Raw genomic sequence first — 16,338 nt, 5'->3', positions numbered from 1 at the left:
GGGGTGGGGCGGGTGGCGGCACATGCAGCTTGCGGGTCTCGCGCTCGATGCGCTGGCTGAGTTTGCGAATTTCTGCGTCCGTTTCCGGGTCAGGATGTTGGAAAGGTTCTCCCAGCAGCACGAACTGCCGGTTCTCGACTTTTTCGCCATCAACGAACAGCGTGGCATTGTCGATCGTGATGGTTGTCGTGAGGTCTGGTTCCGGCTCACCAGCGCTGGCCGTGACCGAGGCTGTCGCGACAAGGGCGGCAGACCCGAGCACGGCCGTCAGGCCAAGACCGGCAAGGTGGCGCCGTTTTGACGGTGTCGGATAGGTCATCAGGCGCATGCGTTCTTTCAGGGAATGCGTGAGCGGCAGGCTCGCGGCAAGGGGCAGGCGCTCGGGCACGGAGATCCGCACAGCCTTCAACAGCGTCGATCCGTAAGCGTGGGGGCTGGCCGCGCCGCAGCGCAGGACATCACTGTCGCAAGCCGCTTCCTGGTCGGTCCGGAAGGCCCGGCGTGCCAGGTAGGCGAGCGGATTGAACCACAGGCAGGCGACAAACAGTTCGGCCAGTTGCAGCGCCCAGAGGTCGCCCCGTTTGACGTGCGTCAGTTCGTGCGCAAGTGCTGCGCGCTGCTGGACCTCGTCATAGTCGGCTTCAAACCAGGCGGGTAGCAGGACAATCGGACGAAACAGGCCGGTGACCAGCGGGCCATTCGAAATCAGGCTCGTGGCGATCTGCGGCGTGCGCATCAGGCCAACCTGCCGAGCGACCTGGTCGGCGATGGTTTGCAGGTGTGGGGAGGCGGGCATGCGCTCACGGTGAACAACCGCCATGAAGCTGTGTTGCGCTACCATGTTGCGTGCCAGCACGATGAGCCCACCAACCAGCCAGATTCCAAGCAGGGTAGTTATCAATGCCGCGCCCATGTCGACGCCGGAAAGCATGCCGACAGCGGGTGCGTCCATCGGCACGCCACTCCCGACAAAGACGGTACGCGCATCGTCTGCGTGCGGCGCGAGTGCAGCAATCGGCGCTTCGAAAAACAGGGGCATTTCAGTAGCTAGGACGGTCGGCTCGGTGGCGACGTCAGCAAGCGCAACGCTCGGCGCCAGACCCAGCAGGCTCACCCAGGACAGGCCGGTCGGTAATGGCGGCATGAGCAGGCGCGCCAGCGGCACCAGCCATAGGGCATAGGCAATACCGGGGCCGAACTCGCGGGCGATCGGCTTTCGGGCCAGAAGGACGAGGATGATCAGGACGGAAACCGCAAGCACCATCTCTATGACGGATCGCGGATTGGGCATGAGGAATTCGGTGATCATTTCTTCAGGTCCCCCAGGAGTTTTTCGAGCTCTTCAATGTCTTGAGGCGTCAGTCCGCGACTATCTGCCAAATATGCCACAAGCGGCGCGGCGCGGCCCGAGAAAACGCGATCGATGAATTGCCCCGCGGCCTTGGCCTTGTAGGCTTCTTCGTCAACGGCCGGAAAATAGAGATAGCGGCGTCCGTCTTCTTGCGTAACGGCTGCGCCCTTCTCCACGAGCCGCGACAGGAGTGTCTTGACGGTGCGGCTGGTCCAGTCCTTGTCGTTGGCCAGCGCATCGTGGACGTCGCTTGCGGCAATGCCGGGCTTCTCCCACAGTATGCTGAGCACTTCGAGTTCTGCGGCCGATATTTTCATCCTAACTCTCTCCCAAGAATGGACTACACTCGTAGTCGTATTATAAGACTACAGCTGTGGTCAATCAATTTGTGATGACAAGATCGTAACCTCCGGCTTTGATGACGCACCGATGCGCATGTCCCTTCTATTCGCCGGGAGGCTCCTATAGGATCGCCATGGGTGTTACGGGCGGGAAGCTTGAGGAGAGGGCAATGAGAAAAGCGATGTTTGGCGCGCTTGCGCTGGCGCTGTTACCAATGGGCTGCAAGACAACGGGCGTACGCGGCGACTTCGGCACGATTCTGGGTGACGTTATGGGCTCGTCCACGTCTCAGGGGAGCCTGTCGCAAGCCGAAATCGATGCTGGCCTGCGCGAAGCCCTGACAGTCGGGACGAATCTTGTGGCCGCCCAGCTTGGCAAGACGGACGGCTATTATGGCGATCCGCGCATCCGCATCCCCCTGCCGAAGACCTATCGCGATATCCAGACCAATCTGGCCCGCGTCGGTGCCAGCGGCCCGCTCGACGACCTTGAGTTGCGCATGAACCGTGCCGCAGAGGCTGCAGTCCCGGATGCCAAGACTCTCATCCTTGGCGCTGTTCGCTCGATCACCATCAATGATGCCCTGCAAATCCTGAATGGCGGAGACACGGCAGCGACCGACTATCTGCGCGCCAGGACTGAAACCCAGTTGCGTGCCTCCTTCACGCCCTATGTGAGCCAGTCGCTGGCACAATCGGGTGCCTTCACGGCGCTTGAGCGGTCCGCCAGCCAATATGGTCTCGGCGGAGTCACCAGCAACCTCCAGGGCGACCTCACAAATCATGCCGTTGGCCTCGGCCTTGATGGCATCTTCCTTTACGTCGCAGACGAGGAAAAGAAGATCCGTGAAAATCCGGTCGCGCGTACCAGCGAGATCCTGCGCCGTGTGTTCGGGAACCGTGCTTGATGCGTAGAATCAGGCGTGAGTTGAAGACCGGCGGCGAGATCGCCGGGATCGAATTCGGCGACCCTATCAAGCCGTATGCCGCCGTCTGGCTGCATGCGACGGGATTCAACGCCATGACGTACCAGTCGCTGCTTGCGCCCCTGGGCCTGAGGGCCCGCGTCGCGGCGCTCGACATGCGTGGTCACGGTCGCTCGACGCTCCCTGCCAAGCCGCGCAGCCTTGCTTCGTGGAACCGGTTTCGCGATGACGTCATCGAATGGCTGGACAAGGAAGCACCGCAAGGCGTGGTTCTGGGCGGCCATTCCATGGGCGGATGCGTGGCCCTCCTGGTCGCCGGCAAGCGACCCGACCTGGTCAAAGGCCTTGTCCTGGTCGATCCGGTGATCCTGCCGCGCAAAGTGTACTTCTGGAACCATGTCTTCCCGCCCGTTTCCATGCTGATTGCCCGCAACGGCATGGCCAAGCAAGCTCGCAAGCGCAAACCCGTGTTCAAGTCATTCCGGGACGCGCTGGACTCCTATACGGGCCGCGGCGCCTTCAGCAGCTGGCGCGAACCTTTCCTCGCCGACTACCTGCTCGACGGTATCGATCGGGTCGACCAGCAGTCTGCCGACAGTCCGGAACAGACATGGCGGCTCCTGTGCGAGCCGAAATTTGAAGCAGCAACCTTCGCCGCACAGCGTAACCGGCCATGGCGTGCCATGCGCAAGGTGAAGAAAAAGCGGATTCCGATCGCCATCCTGCGTCCGAATTCGCATTCGGTCATCAGCGGCAAGGTGCGCGCCAAATTGATCCAGATGCATCCCAACCTGATGATGAAACAGATCCGCGGCACGTCGCATTTCCTGCCTATGGAGGCGCCGTACGAGGTGCGCGACCAGTTCTCGGCTTTCATTGCCCGTCTGGTCGAAGGCTTCACCGTCGAGGAAGACGGGCCGGTCGTGCGCTCATTGTATGCGCGCCGGCGCCGGGTCAGCTAGGCATTTCGCATTAGAAAATCTGCATAGTCGGTTGCGCCTCCACCGCGCGAGACCCGTTGCGCACGACGGCACTTCAGGTCTAATCGCGAAATATCCTGGAGCGCTTGCGCATGGTTGAGTTCCTGACGTCTTCGCCGGTGCAGATTGCCGTCGTGCTGTTCCTCGTCGCGGTCGTTTTCTTCGGTTTCGTGCGCGAGGCGCTTCCTGCAGATGTGATTGCGCTTCTTGCCATGGGCACGCTGATGCTGACCGGCATCATGAGCGTGAAGGAGACCCTTGGCGTCTTCTCGAACGCCGCGCCTCTGACCATCGCCGCCATGTTCGTCATGTCCGCCGCGCTCGACCGCACGGGAGTCATCGATCAGGCCGGGCGGTGGGTGACGCAGGCAACCACTGGCTGGCCGCCCATCCTGGCGATCCTCGTCATGATGCTCGCCGTCATTGTCCTCTCCGCTTTCATCAACAATACGCCGGTTGTCGTCGTGCTGATCCCGGTCGCCATAAGGCTTGCCAAGTCGCTCAAGATTTCACCGTCCAAGCTGCTCATCCCGCTATCGTTCGCCTCGATCTTCGGCGGCACAACCACGCTGATCGGCACGTCCACCAACCTGCTGGTCGATGGTGTCGCCCAGAGCGGCGGCATGGCCCCGTTCGGCATGTTCGAGATCACGGCAGCCGGGTCCCTCCTGGCACTGGCGGGCATGATCTATTTCGTCGTCATTGGCTGGTGGGTCCTGCCCAACCGGGACACGCTGGCCGGCATGTTGCCGGACCAGAAAGAGCGCCGCTTCATCGCGCAGATCCTCATCCCCATCGACTCGGTGCTGATCGGACGCCCCCTGTCAGAGACCGGCTTTTCGGCCCAGCGCGGCTTCTCGATCATCGACGTGCTCCGCGAGGGCGTGTCGCTGAAGGCCTCGCTCGGCAAGCTGGTCCTGCGCGGCGGCGACCGGATCGTTCTGCGCTCGCCCGTTTCGGAAATGCTCAGCCTGAAGGAACTCGGCCATGTCGCGATCGGTGCCGCAGCTGATGAACGGGCCGCATTCGAGCCGGTCCAGACGAGCGAAGTCATCATTGCCGAGGGCGTGATCGGTCCGCAATCGCGCCTGATCGGACGCCGCCTGCTCGGACTCGGCCTCGCCCGCCTTTACGGAGTTTACATCATGGCCGTGCACCGGCGCGGCGAGAACATGGCGGACCAGCTCAGCGAAATGCGGCTCGATGTCGGCGACACGGTGCTCGTCGAAGGCCCGGCAACCGGCATGCGCCAGATGTTCGAGGACGGCGCCTTGAACAACCTGACCGCAACCAGCGACCGGTCCGTACGGCGCGGCAAGGCCTGGATCGCCGTTATCGCCCTGTTGCTCGTGATGGGGCTGGCAGCTTTGGAAGTCCTGCCCATCGCGGCCCTCGCCATTATCGGCGCCACGGCAGTTGTCGCGCTCGGCTGTCTCGACCATCAGGAAGCCTACCAAGCCATCCGCTGGGACATACTCATGCTCATCTTCGGCATGCTGGCGCTTGGTCAGGCGATGGAAAAGACGGGCGCCATCCAGCTCCTCATTGACGGCGTCGCTGGGCCGATGGGGCATCTCGGCCCGCTTGCCCTGCTGGCCATGCTCTATCTCGTGACGTCCATGCTGACTGAATTCATCAGCAACAATGCAGCCGCCGTCCTGCTTACACCAATCGCCATCGGCTTTGGCACGCATCTGGGCATCGATCCGCGCCCCTTCGTGGTGGCCGTCATGTTTGCCGCCAGTGCCAGTTTCGCCACACCCATCGGTTACCAGACGAACACGCTGGTCTACACGGCGGGCGGCTACAGGTTCGCGGATTTCATCAAGGTCGGGCTGCCGCTAAACATTCTCCTGTTCATCGTGTCGATGTTCGTCATCCCGTACTTCTGGCCGCTCAGCTGACGCCTACCAGAGCGGGCGGTCCGGCTCTGCCGTCTTGGCCAGCTTGTCCATCAGGCGCGCCAGCTGTTCCTGCTCGGCCGCGCTCAACGTCTCGACGAGATCGCGCTCGGCGCCCAGCGCGATCGGCACGATCTTGTCATAGACGCCCTTGCCCTTGGTGGTGAGTGAGAGGATCGAGCGCCGCCCGTCTTCTGCGGATGCCTTGCGCGCGACATGCCCGCTGTCGATCAGGCCCGAAACGGCCCGGCTGACGGCCACCTTGTCCATGGCCGTGACCTGTCCGATCTCCGTCGCCGTGATCCCGGCATTCTCCCCCAGCACGGCCATCACCCGCCACTGCCAGATCGATAATCCGAATTCCCGGTCGTAGAGGTTCGCGATCTTGCCCGACACCGTGTTGGACAGGACCGACAGGCGATAAGGCAGGAAGTCGCGCAGGCGCAGTGTGGTTTTCGACGGGAGTTCGGGCATTGATAAGGTCCGGTTTCAGGCTTGCCTTCTGGGACAATATTAGTTACATATGAAACTATATTAGTCCATCGCAAAGGAAATGAACCATGGCCGACCTGTTTGACAACCCCGCCGGGCTCGACGGATTCGAGTTCATTGAGTTCTCCGCGCCCGAGAAAGGCGTGCTGGAGCCCGTCTTCGAGACGATGGGATTTACCCGCGTTGCCCGTCACCGGTCGAAGCAGGTCGAACTCTGGCGTCAGGGCGGCATCAACCTGATCACCAATTACGAGCCGAAATCCCCAGCCTGGTATTTCGGCCGCGAGCACGGCCCGTCGGCCTGCGGCATGGGTTTCCGCGTCAAGGATGCCCGCAAGGCGTATGACCATTTGCTGAAGCAGGGCGCCGAGTCGGTCGAGATGCGCACCGGTCCGATGGAACTGCACATCCCGGGCATTCGCGGCATCGGCAATTCGATTATCTATCTGATCGACCGCTATGACACCGGTCAGGACGAACTCTCGATCTATGACATCGATTTCGAATACGAACCGGGCGTCGACCGCAATCCGGTCGGTGCAGGCTTCAAGCTGGTCGATCACCTGACACACAATGTCTATGGTGGACGCATGAAATATTGGGCGGACTATTACGAGAAGCTCTTCAACTTCCGCGAAATCCGCTATTTCGACATCAAGGGCGAATATACCGGCCTCACGTCCAAGGCTCTCACCGCACCGGACGGCAAGATCCGCATCCCGCTCAATGAAGAGGGTGAAGGCGGCAAGGGCCAGATCGAGGAATTCCTGCGCGAGTACAATGGCGAGGGCATCCAGCACATCGCGCTCATCTGTGACGATCTCGTTGCTTGCTGGGACCGCCTGAAAAAGCTGGGCGTGCCCTTCATGACCGCGCCGCCGAAGACCTATTACGACTTGCTCGACGAGCGCCTGCCGGGGCATGGCCAGCCCGTTGCTGAACTCCAGAAGCGCGGCATCCTGCTCGACGGCACGACCGAGGGCGGCGAGCCCCGCCTCCTGCTGCAGATCTTCGCGCAGGCCCAGGTCGGCCCGGTCTTCTTCGAATTCATCCAGCGCATTGGCGATTACAAGGACGGATTTGGCGAAGGCAATTTCAAGGCCCTGTTCGAAAGCATGGAACGCGACCAGGTCGAGCGCGGCGTGCTGAAGGTCGAGGAGAACGTGTAATGGACGCGCCCAATCTCCAGGGCGTCCACCACGTCGCCTATCGCTGCAAGGATGCCAAGGAAACGGTCGAGTTCTATCACGATGTTCTCGGCATGGATTTCCAGCTCGCCATCGCCGAAGACCATGTGCCCTCGACCGGGGCCTATGACCCCTACATGCACATCTTCCTCGATGCCGGGAACGGCAATGTGCTCGCCTTCTTCGAGCTGCCTGAACAGCCCGACATGGACCGCGATCACAACACGCCGCAATGGGTCCAGCATATTGCCTTCAAGGTCGCGACGATGGACGACCTCCAGGCTGCCAAGGCCCGCGCCGAAGCCCACGGCCTCGATGTGATCGGCCCGACTAATCACGGCATCTTCCGCTCGATCTATTTCTTCGATCCCAACGGTCACCGCCTCGAACTCGCCTGCAATACCGGCACGCCGGAACAGATGGCCGAACTGAAGCGCGTGGCCCCGGAGATGTTGGAAGAATGGAGCCGTACCAAGAAAGCCCCGCGCCACGCGGCTTGGCTGCATGAAAAGATCGAGACGGAAAATCACTGAAGGACGCCGCGATGTTTCGCGACGTTTCCAATGACCCCTTGAGCAACGAAGATAGTGTTCCTGCTCTGGCTAACCTATATTATGGCCTTCATGGCTCTAGCGATATTGAGCCAGTTGCTTCACTTTGAGCCCGGATATTTTGTCCCTGGCCCTGACCTTCCCTGTCGTTGTGTACAACTTGGTTCAGCGCCAGTCCGAGAAATCCAGTAAGGACGAAGAATGAAACGCATCACGCTGAAACATGGCACTGTCTTGGCTGCATCAGTTGTGCTCACCGCATTCGCATCCCCCCATGCCCATGCTGACCGGCTGGTGATCCCGCTGACAGACACAGAGAGCCTGACACATATCGAGGAGTTCAACTGGTTCGGCGGCGAGGATGATTTCAGCGCCGGGATCAGCTTTGCGGATTTCGATGACGATGGTGATCTCGATATTGCCGCGGTAAACGGGCGCCACTGGCCCGTTGCGGACATGTTGCTGCTCAATGATGGCAAGGGCCATTTTCCGATGGCGGCCGAAATCGGCGAATGGCGCACCACCGGCTATGGTGGGTGCCCGGCGGATATCGACAATGATGGCGACATGGACTTGCTGGTGCCGCGTGACTGGCTGCCCGTCGCCGTATTTCGCAATGACGGCGCAGGCCGCCTTGCTGACGCTGGCGAGATTGGCGAGGCCGGCGCGGCACGCGGCTGTGCGACGGCGGACATCAACAATGACGGTGCGGACGACCTGGTCATTGCAGACCGCAAGGGCGGTTCCTTCATCGCCCTGGGGCCGCTCGGGCCCGACGCCAGAACGGTTCCGCTGTCCGACCTGCCAGCCGTTGGTGTCACCCTTGGTGACCTGAACGGCGACGGCGAGGTGGACACGGTGCTGGCCCTGCGCGGCGAGGCGACACTTGCTGTCTTCCTCAGCAATGGTGACGGTTACGCCGCTCCGGTGCTCGTCGGCGACGCAGAGTGGGAGTCCCGTTCCGTGGCGCTGGCCGACTGGGATAGCGATGGAGATCTGGATCTTGTCACAGCTATCCTGTCCGGCGCGAACCGTGTGTTCCTCAACGCGGGTGGCAAGTTCACCCGCTCAGCACTGATCGGCCCGGACGACGAAGTATCACAAGGCGTGCGCGTCGCTGATCTCAACGCCGATGGGCGCCCGGATGCCATCTTCGCTAATGAAGGCCCGAACGCAGTTGTGATGAACATAGAAGGCCTGCCGCAGCGGACCCAGTTGCCCGGCGCCAGCGACACTTACGACCTCGCCGTGGGCGACCTGAATGGCGACGGCTTGCCGGATATCGGCTTTGCCAACTCGGACGCATCCAACACCCTCTTTTTCCTGAAACGCAGCGGAGATACTGAATGAAACTCGCCACACTGAAGAATGGCGCCCGCGATGGCCGCCTTGTTGTTGTCTCCAAAGACCTGACCAAATGCACCGATGCCGCGCGCATCGTGCCGACGCTTCAGGCCGCGCTCGACAATTGGGCCGTCTATGCGCCGCAGCTCACAGAGCTCGCCGAACAGGTCGAAATCGGCTCCGTCCCGACGTTCCGCTTCCATGAGCATGACTGCGAAAGCCCGCTGCCGCGCGCCTATCAATGGGCCGACGGCTCGGCCTATATCAATCATGTCGAACTTGTCCGCGCCGCGCGCGGCGCCGAAGTGCCGGAAAGCTTCTACGATGATCCGCTGATGTACCAGGGCGGCTCGGATGCCTTCCTCGGTCCGCGCGACGATATCCCGCTCGGCGACCAGAGCTGGGGCTGCGACATGGAAGGCGAGATCGCCGTCATCACCGATGACGTCCCGGCAGGCGTGTCCGAAAAGGATGCCGCCAGCCACATCAAGCTCGTCCTGCTCTGTAATGATGTCTCCCTGCGTGGCCTCATCCCGGGTGAACTCGGCAAGGGATTCGGATTCTTGCAGTCCAAGCCGCCAAGCGCCTTCAGCCCGGTTGCCGTCACGCCTGACGAACTCGGCAATGCGTGGAAAGACAGTCTCGTCCACTTGCCGCTCCGTGTTGACTATAACGGAGCTGCCTTCGGTCGTGCCGAAGCTGCAGAGGATGCCACGTTCAGCTTGGCGCGGCTTGTCTCCCACGCCGCAAAGACCCGTCCGCTCAGTGCCGGAACAATCATCGGATCGGGCACCGTGTCCAACAAGGGCAAGGATGGCGGCCCCGGAAAACCGGTTAGCGAAGGCGGTCGGGGCTATTCCTGCATCGCGGAAATCCGCATGATTCAACAACTGTTGAAAAAAGAGCCCCTGACCCCCTTCATGTCGCCCGGCGATGTGGTACGCATGGAAATGCTGGATGGCGACGGCCATTCGATTTTCGGCGCAATTGAGCAAAAGGTGACTTCGGCCTGATGGCAAACAAGGTTTACAAGAACGCAGGGGAGGCCCTTCAGGGCGTCACCTTTGACGGCATGATGGTGATGGCCGGGGGCTTTGGCCTCTGCGGCATCCCGGAGAACCTGATCGCAGCGCTGCGCGATACGGGCGTGAAGGACATTACGGCCGTATCCAACAATGCGGGCGTCGACGGTTTTGGCCTCGGCCTGCTGCTCGAGACGCGGCAGATCAAGAAAATGATCTCCTCCTATGTCGGCGAGAACAAGGAGTTCGAGCGCCAGTATCTCTCCGGCGAACTGGAACTGGAATTCAACCCGCAGGGCACGCTGGCGGAACGGTGCCGGGCAGGGGGCGCGGGCATTCCCGGCTTCTACACCAAGACCGGCGTCGGAACGGTGATTGCCGAGGGCAAGGAACACCGCGAATTCAATGGCGAGACCTATATTCTCGAGACCGGCCTCGTTGCCGATCTCTCCATCGTCAAGGCCCACAAGGGCGACGCGCAGGGCAACCTGATCTTCAACAAGACGGCCCGCAACTTCAACCCGATGATGGCCATGGCCGGCAAGGTGACGGTTGCTGAAGTCGAAGAATTGGTCCCCACCGGCAGTCTCGACCCGGATGAGATCGATCTGCCCGGTATTTTCGTGCAGCGTATCTTCCAGGGCACTTTCGAAAAACGGATCGAACAGCGTACTGTGCGCAAGCGGGAGGCAGTCTAATGCCCTGGACACGTGACGAGATGGCGGCCCGCGCCGCACAGGAACTGGAAGACGGTTTCTATGTGAACCTCGGCATCGGCATTCCGACGCTGGTGGCCAATTACATTCCCGAAGGCGTCGACGTGACGTTGCAATCGGAGAACGGCATGCTCGGCATGGGGCCTTTTCCCTATGAGGGCGAGGAAGACGCCGACCTCATCAATGCCGGCAAGCAGACGATCACCACGCTGCCGCGCTCAAGCTTCTTCGACAGCGCAACCAGTTTCGCCATGATCCGCGGTGGCCATATCAATCTTGCCATTCTCGGCGCCATGGAAGTGGCGGAGAACGGCGACCTCGCCAACTGGATGATCCCCGGCAAGCTGGTCAAGGGCATGGGCGGCGCGATGGATCTCGTGGCGGGCGTGCAGCGCATCGTTGTCGTCATGGACCACGCCAACAAGCGGGGCGAGACCAAGGTGCTGAAGGAGTGCACCCTGCCGCTCACCGGCAAGGGCGTGGTCGACCGCATCATCACCGATCTCTGTGTCATGGACGTGGTGCCCGGCGGCCTGAAGGTCATCGAGCTTGCGCCCGGCGTCACGATGGACGACGTGAAAGCCAAAACCGAAGCAACCCTGGTCGAATAGATGAACCCTGCATTCGAATCCCTCAACGCGCTTCCGCCAGACGCGCTGCTTGGTCTCATGACCGCCTATCGCGCCGATCCGCGCACCGATAAATTCGATCTCGGTGTCGGCGTCTACAAGGACGATGCCGGCCACACGCCGATCATGTCCGCCGTGGCCAAGACCGAGGCGATCATTCTCAAGCAGCAGACCACCAAGGTCTACGAAGGCCCGCGCGGCAATCCGGATTTCTGTGCAGCCATCGAGCGCTTCGTCTTTGGCGACAGTTCGCACCTGATCGAGAAAGGCCGTCTCATCTCGATGACGACGCCCGGCGGCTGCGGCGCGCTCTATCTCGGTGTCGGCCTGATGAAACGGCTCGGCGTGAAGACGGTGTGGCTCAGCCGCCCGACATGGCCGAACCATACGAACCTTGTGAAGAATACCGGCCTCGCCGTCGCGGAATATGATTATGCCGACGCCGAAACGGGCCAAGTCGGTTTCGAAAGCCTGATGGCCAGCCTGGCAAAGACCAAGCGCGGTGACGGCATCATCATCCAGGGCCCATGCCACAATCCGACCGGCATCGACCTCAGCGTCCAGCAATGGATCGACCTGGCGATGCTGACCGTCGAGCGCGGCATCATCCCCATGCTCGATATTGCCTATCACGGGTTCGCCGGCGGCCTTGAGAGCGACATGGAAGGCGCGCGGCTCTTCCTCAAGATCGCCGAAGACTCGATGGTCTCCTATTCCTGTTCGAAGAATTTCGGCCTCTACCGCGAACGCACCGGCTGTTTCCTTGGGCAAGCCTATACAAAGCGGGCCGCTGACGCCGTCATGACGCATGTGGCCGACATTTCGCGCACCAGCTATTCCATGCCGCCCGCCCATGGCGCCGCGATTGTCGCCACCATTCTCGGCGATCCGGCCCTGCGCGCCGAGTGGGAAGCCGAACTGACAGAGATGCGTGAACGCATGATCAGCCTGCGCAAGGCATTGTCGGACGCGCTTGTGGCGAAGACGGGGTCGAACCGCCTCGCCGCGCTCGCCGAGCAGAATGGCATGTTCAGCCAGATACCGGTCACGCCGGAGGCAGCGAAGGACATGCGTGAAAAGCACGGCCTCTACCTGCCGGCATCAGGCCGCATCAATATTGCAGGCCTGCGTCAGGCAGACATTCCCCGTATTGCGGAAATCATGTCGGAATATCTCTAGAGCGACAGGCCGCGCGGCGCGAGACGTTCAAGGTCTTCCAGCATCTTCGGTGGTGACGGGATGGCCTTGCGCGCATCGAGGTCGAGCGTGATCGCGACAACCTGGCTTGTGGCCCAGGGCAGGCCTGTATCGGGATCCATCATCCAGTGCACCAGCGAATGGGTCTTCTCGGCCGTCCCGCCCAGCGATGTATGGATTTCGAATGAATCGCCGACTTTCGGCCAGCGATGGTAGCGCAGCCGGTTTTCCAGCACTGCCGCGCCCATCCTGACGCCGCCTGCGGCCTCCGCCACCTGCTTGCGCCATTCATACAGGAGGTTCGGCACGCTGTCGGAAACTCGACCGATGATCCAGCCCGGCGCCATGCGACCATGCACGTCGATATGGTGCTGTGGCACGATACCTTTCCCGATCATGGGAATGCCCAGCTCGCGGGCGGTCTCGATGCGGATATCTGTGGTCGCAAGCGTGGGGGCGTATGGATCGAACGAACGCGGCGCGGCCTCGGCAGGCGGCGTATCGATATGAGCTTCCAGCGCCTTGCGCGCCCGCGTGCTCCACGGAAAGGCTTCCCGCCCCTTGATGTCGATATGCGCCACGCGTGTCAGGTAGGCCGCTGACAGGGCCCCATCGCTGTGACGCAGTTCCTGATAGAATACCGCGTCACTGGTCCCGACGCTCACGACACAGCCATTCATGCTGATCGGACGGCCGGGCAGCACTTCGCGAATGAAGCGCACATGCTGGTCGACCGGCACCAGGGTCGACGGTGCGTCTTCCCGGAAGGCATGCGGCATCGCCAGTTCATGGCTGAAAGCGGCGAGCCCTTCCATCTGCTTTTCGATATAGAGGCGCACATTCATGTGCCCCATCTCGTCGCAATCCCATTGGTTGCAACTGCCCCGCCAAAGTGTGATCACGCAGCACAATCCCGACATGTGCCGCGCACTTCGATGACCGCACGGGTCATATGGAAGCCTGCTGCGGCGGTTTCAGCTTTCAACGCGTCGCTGGTGGCGATGGCGTGCAGTTCTTCGGCGCCGCCGCATTCGTCGCAGATCAGGAACACCGCCGAATGAGTGTGGCTTGTATGGCCGCAGGCGACATAGGCGTTCAGGCTTTCGATCTTGTGGGCAAGGCCCGCCTCCTGGAGGAAGTCGAGCGCCCGGTAGACGGTCGGCGGCTTGGCCGAACCTTCCCCGTCGAGGTTTGCCAGGAGGTCATACGCCTTGGCCGGCTCGGCGCTTTCCAGCAACAGGCGCAGCACTTTGCGGCGGATACGCGTCATCCGGCCGCCGCCCCGCATGACCAGCGCTTCGGCGTCATTCAGGAACGTCTCCACGTCCTGCGGGCTGCAGGGCGTGTTGGCGTGGATGTGGTCATGAGTCTGTGCGTTGGCCATGGACGCAATGTCGTGTGTTTTGAGGCGAATGTGAAGGGGTAAGCGGTTTTGCCCTCTTTCGGGGCCTAGACGCATTCTGCAAATCACCCGAGATTCGTTTCTGAGGCGAATCGAGAGGATGTGTAGATGGAATTGTCGGAACGTGGCGGACTGGAACTTTGGCGTCGGGCTGTAACGGCTTCCGTGCGCTCGGATGCACCGGATCTGACAGCCCGCCAGCAGGCGATCCTGATGACCATCGCGCTTGCCCCCGGCCCCCACACCGTGCGCGGCCTGGCCGACCATCTCGACATCGCGAAACCCGCCGTAACCCGGGCCCTCGACACCCTGTCGCGGCTGGATTTCATTCGCCGCGTCAAGGATGACAATGACCTGCGCAATATCTTCATTGAGCGCACACCGGCCGGAATGACCTATCTTCGGGCCTTCGCCGGTCTTGTTCTTGCCGCAGCTTCAGGTGAGAGTGACGAAACATTGGCGCCGCGGCGCGGCGGAAAAACCACCGCAGCAGCCTAGGCGCGTAACCGCCCGAGGCCCCGTGCATGCCCGACCTGACTGATAGCCGCCTTGCCCGCCCTGCAGGCGAAAGCACGGTGTTTGACGTGGTGGTCGGCACGGCCGCCGTCCGCGAAGCCCCGGATGCAGCAGCGCGCCTCGCGACTCAGGTCCTTTTTGGCGAAAGTGTCGATGTTTTTGACCGGCAGGGTGTTTTCAGCCGCATTCGGTGCCATCGCGATCACTATGTCGGCTGGATGCGGTCCGACGCGCTGTCACCGGCAATCGCCCCGCCAACCCATAAAGTGGCAGCCTTGCGCACATTTGCCTATGCCGCGCCTGATCTGAAATCGCCCGTGAAGGTCATGCTCAGCCTCGGTGCCCGCGTCACGGTCACGGGTACCGATGGCGACTATGCCAGTTGCGCGCAGGCCGGCTGGATCCACACGCGCCATCTTGCCTCGCAGGATGCGCGCGACGCCGACGTGGTCACCGTCGCTGAGCGCTACTTCAACACGCCCTACCTGTGGGGCGGACGCGACAGTCTCGGCCTCGACTGTACCGGCCTCACCCAGCAGGCCTTCGAGGCCGTGGGTGTCCTCCTGCCGCGCGACAGCGACATGCAGTTCGCCTGGGCCGGGGAAGAGATAGCAGACTGGACAGTACCAGATGCCCTGAAACGCGGTGATCTCGTGTTCTGGAAAGGCCATGTCGGCATCATGACCGACGGCCAGCACCTCCTGCACGCGAACGCCTGGCACATGGCCACGGCCTGTGAACCGCTCGAAGACGCAATCATCAGGATCAGAACGCAATACGCCGAGCCCATAGGGGCCCGGCGTATTGATGTTGATCGTGTTGCGGGACAGGTGCCCCGCTGGATGGCTGAATCAGCCGCCTAGTTGTGGCTTTCTTCAGCGGCAGGCGCTTCTGCCGGCGCTGATTCGGCCGCCGTTGCTTCTGGCGCGTCTTCAGCGGGTGCGTCCGGAGCCGTTTCGACCGGGGCATCGCTTTCCACAGCCTCTGTCGCGGCAGCTTCACCCTCTGCAGGTGCGGCTTCGCCTTCAGCTGGCACGGCTTCGTCCGGTTCAGCGGCCAGCGGCGCAGGCAGCGCAGGCGCGTTCGGAGAGTTCGCTGCCAGATAGGCAATCACGTTCACACGGTCCGAATCACGACGCAGGCCAGCGAACGACATGGACGTGCCACGCGCATAGGCGCTCGGATTGTTGATCCAGTGGTTCAGCTCTTCATAGGTCCACTCGCCACCGATGCCTGAGAGGGCGGCAGAATAGGTGAAGCCGGGATGCACGGTCTTGGCCGCCCCGACCACACCATGCAGGTTCGGGCCGGTTCCGTTGGCGCCGCCATCGGCGATATTGTGGCAGGTGGCGCACTGGGCCTTGAAGGCGCGTTCGCCCTTGGAGGCGTCAGCGCTGGCCAGCGCTGCACCCAGGTCGAACACTTCTTCAACCGGTGCGCTGGCGCCAGCGGCGCCCGCGACCTGGACGCAATAGGCATATTTTGCGCACATCTGATCGCTCATTGAGGTCGCTTCAGCGTGTTCCTCGCCGTGATGGCCTTCGTCTTCACCATGGCTGAACACGATGCCCGAAAGCTGATGCAGGGCCATCAGGCCGAGCGCAGTGGCGAGCAATGCGCCTAGGATCTTGTTGACACCGAGTTCTCCCATGGAGGCGTTCCTTCGAATCTATCTGGTCATGTGTCTTGGCGCGCGCCTTTTGGCACGCTAACGGAGTGCAGACAACATAAAGGCTGTGAGGAAGGGGCGCTTCTCCTTTCGTCGCGGCGATCCGACGCACGT

18 protein-coding genes are annotated in these 16,338 nt (G+C 61.8%); 12 read left to right on the top strand and 6 right to left on the bottom strand.

What is annotated here, in order from left to right:
* A partial coding sequence (locus tag AADA04_RS04635; protein ID WP_340692073.1) for a M56 family metallopeptidase occupies nt 1-1,309 on the bottom strand: 1,309 nt, incomplete at its 3' end.
* Nucleotides 1,306-1,668, bottom strand: coding sequence for a BlaI/MecI/CopY family transcriptional regulator (locus AADA04_RS04630; RefSeq protein ID WP_340692072.1), 363 nt, complete (start codon nt 1,666-1,668; stop codon nt 1,306-1,308). The genes AADA04_RS04630 and AADA04_RS04635, both read right to left, overlap by 4 nt.
* Before the next feature lie 194 nt (nt 1,669-1,862).
* On the opposite strand from AADA04_RS04630, the gene AADA04_RS04625 reads away from it, so the two are divergent.
* The 3 genes from AADA04_RS04625 to AADA04_RS04615 all read left to right on the top strand — a co-directional run bounded on the left by AADA04_RS04625 (nt 1,863) and on the right by AADA04_RS04615 (nt 5,502).
* Nucleotides 1,863-2,600, top strand: coding sequence for a DUF4197 domain-containing protein (locus tag AADA04_RS04625; protein ID WP_340692071.1), 738 nt, complete (start codon nt 1,863-1,865; stop codon nt 2,598-2,600).
* Nucleotides 2,600-3,580, top strand: a complete 981-nt coding sequence (locus AADA04_RS04620) for an alpha/beta hydrolase (RefSeq protein WP_340692070.1) — start codon at nt 2,600-2,602, stop codon at nt 3,578-3,580. Before AADA04_RS04625 ends, AADA04_RS04620 begins: the two co-directional genes overlap by 1 nt.
* A 110-nt stretch (nt 3,581-3,690) precedes the next feature.
* Complete coding sequence (locus AADA04_RS04615; RefSeq protein WP_340692069.1) at nt 3,691-5,502, top strand: SLC13 family permease; 1,812 nt, start codon at nt 3,691-3,693, stop codon at nt 5,500-5,502.
* Nucleotides 5,503-5,505: 3 nt separating this feature from the next.
* Here the strand turns inward: AADA04_RS04615 and AADA04_RS04610 are convergent, their stop codons facing one another.
* Nucleotides 5,506-5,973 carry a MarR family winged helix-turn-helix transcriptional regulator gene (locus AADA04_RS04610; RefSeq protein WP_340692068.1) on the bottom strand — a complete coding sequence of 156 codons (468 nt, stop codon included), beginning with the start codon at nt 5,971-5,973 and terminating at the stop codon, nt 5,506-5,508.
* An 86-nt stretch (nt 5,974-6,059) separates the two neighbouring features.
* On the opposite strand from AADA04_RS04610, the gene hppD reads away from it, so the two are divergent.
* The 7 genes from hppD to AADA04_RS04575 all read left to right on the top strand — a co-directional run bounded on the left by hppD (nt 6,060) and on the right by AADA04_RS04575 (nt 12,619).
* Complete coding sequence (gene hppD / locus AADA04_RS04605; protein ID WP_340692067.1) at nt 6,060-7,160, top strand: 4-hydroxyphenylpyruvate dioxygenase; 1,101 nt, start codon at nt 6,060-6,062, stop codon at nt 7,158-7,160.
* Nucleotides 7,160-7,711: a VOC family protein gene (locus AADA04_RS04600; protein ID WP_340692066.1), complete on the top strand. Its 552-nt coding sequence runs from the start codon at nt 7,160-7,162 to the stop codon at nt 7,709-7,711. The genes hppD and AADA04_RS04600 overlap by 1 nt, the downstream gene beginning before the upstream one ends.
* Before the next feature lie 219 nt (nt 7,712-7,930).
* Nucleotides 7,931-9,079, top strand: coding sequence for a VCBS repeat-containing protein (locus AADA04_RS04595; protein WP_340692065.1), 1,149 nt, complete (start codon nt 7,931-7,933; stop codon nt 9,077-9,079).
* Entirely contained in the window at nt 9,076-10,086 is a 1,011-nt protein-coding gene (locus AADA04_RS04590; protein WP_340692064.1) for a fumarylacetoacetate hydrolase family protein, read from the top strand. The genes AADA04_RS04595 and AADA04_RS04590 overlap by 4 nt, the downstream gene beginning before the upstream one ends.
* Nucleotides 10,086-10,793: a CoA transferase subunit A gene (locus tag AADA04_RS04585; RefSeq protein ID WP_340692063.1), complete on the top strand. Its 708-nt coding sequence runs from the start codon at nt 10,086-10,088 to the stop codon at nt 10,791-10,793. The genes AADA04_RS04590 and AADA04_RS04585 overlap by 1 nt, the downstream gene beginning before the upstream one ends.
* Entirely contained in the window at nt 10,793-11,422 is a 630-nt protein-coding gene (locus AADA04_RS04580; RefSeq protein WP_340692062.1) for a CoA transferase subunit B, read from the top strand. Before AADA04_RS04585 ends, AADA04_RS04580 begins: the two co-directional genes overlap by 1 nt.
* The gene (locus AADA04_RS04575) at nt 11,423-12,619 is read left to right on the top strand and encodes an amino acid aminotransferase (protein WP_340692061.1); all 1,197 of its coding nucleotides are present in this window, start codon (nt 11,423-11,425) and stop codon (nt 12,617-12,619) included.
* Here AADA04_RS04575 and AADA04_RS04570 read toward each other — a convergent pair.
* Nucleotides 12,616-13,557 carry a thioesterase family protein gene (locus AADA04_RS04570; RefSeq protein WP_340692060.1) on the bottom strand — a complete coding sequence of 314 codons (942 nt, stop codon included), beginning with the start codon at nt 13,555-13,557 and terminating at the stop codon, nt 12,616-12,618. The genes AADA04_RS04575 and AADA04_RS04570 overlap by 4 nt on opposite strands.
* Entirely contained in the window at nt 13,536-14,021 is a 486-nt protein-coding gene (locus AADA04_RS04565) for a transcriptional repressor (RefSeq protein WP_340692059.1), read from the bottom strand. Before AADA04_RS04565 ends, AADA04_RS04570 begins: the two co-directional genes overlap by 22 nt.
* A 126-nt stretch (nt 14,022-14,147) precedes the next feature.
* On the opposite strand from AADA04_RS04565, the gene AADA04_RS04560 reads away from it, so the two are divergent.
* Both AADA04_RS04560 and AADA04_RS04555 read left to right on the top strand, forming a co-directional pair.
* Entirely contained in the window at nt 14,148-14,537 is a 390-nt protein-coding gene (locus AADA04_RS04560) for a MarR family transcriptional regulator (RefSeq protein ID WP_340692058.1), read from the top strand.
* Between the two features lie 26 nt (nt 14,538-14,563).
* The gene (locus tag AADA04_RS04555; RefSeq protein ID WP_340692057.1) at nt 14,564-15,418 is read left to right on the top strand and encodes an NlpC/P60 family protein; all 855 of its coding nucleotides are present in this window, start codon (nt 14,564-14,566) and stop codon (nt 15,416-15,418) included.
* Here AADA04_RS04555 and AADA04_RS04550 read toward each other — a convergent pair.
* Nucleotides 15,415-16,206 (bottom strand): c-type cytochrome, encoded by a 792-nt coding sequence (locus AADA04_RS04550; RefSeq protein WP_340692056.1) that lies wholly within the window; start codon nt 16,204-16,206, stop codon nt 15,415-15,417. The genes AADA04_RS04555 and AADA04_RS04550 overlap by 4 nt on opposite strands.
* Between the last annotated feature and the right edge of the window lie 132 nt (nt 16,207-16,338).

Origin of the sequence: Hyphomonas sp. (assembly GCF_037969335.1) — a bacterium.
GTDB lineage: Bacteria > Pseudomonadota > Alphaproteobacteria > Caulobacterales > Hyphomonadaceae > Hyphomonas.
Note: the sequence above shows the minus strand (reverse complement) of the source record. Positions and strands in the feature narration are given on the sequence as shown.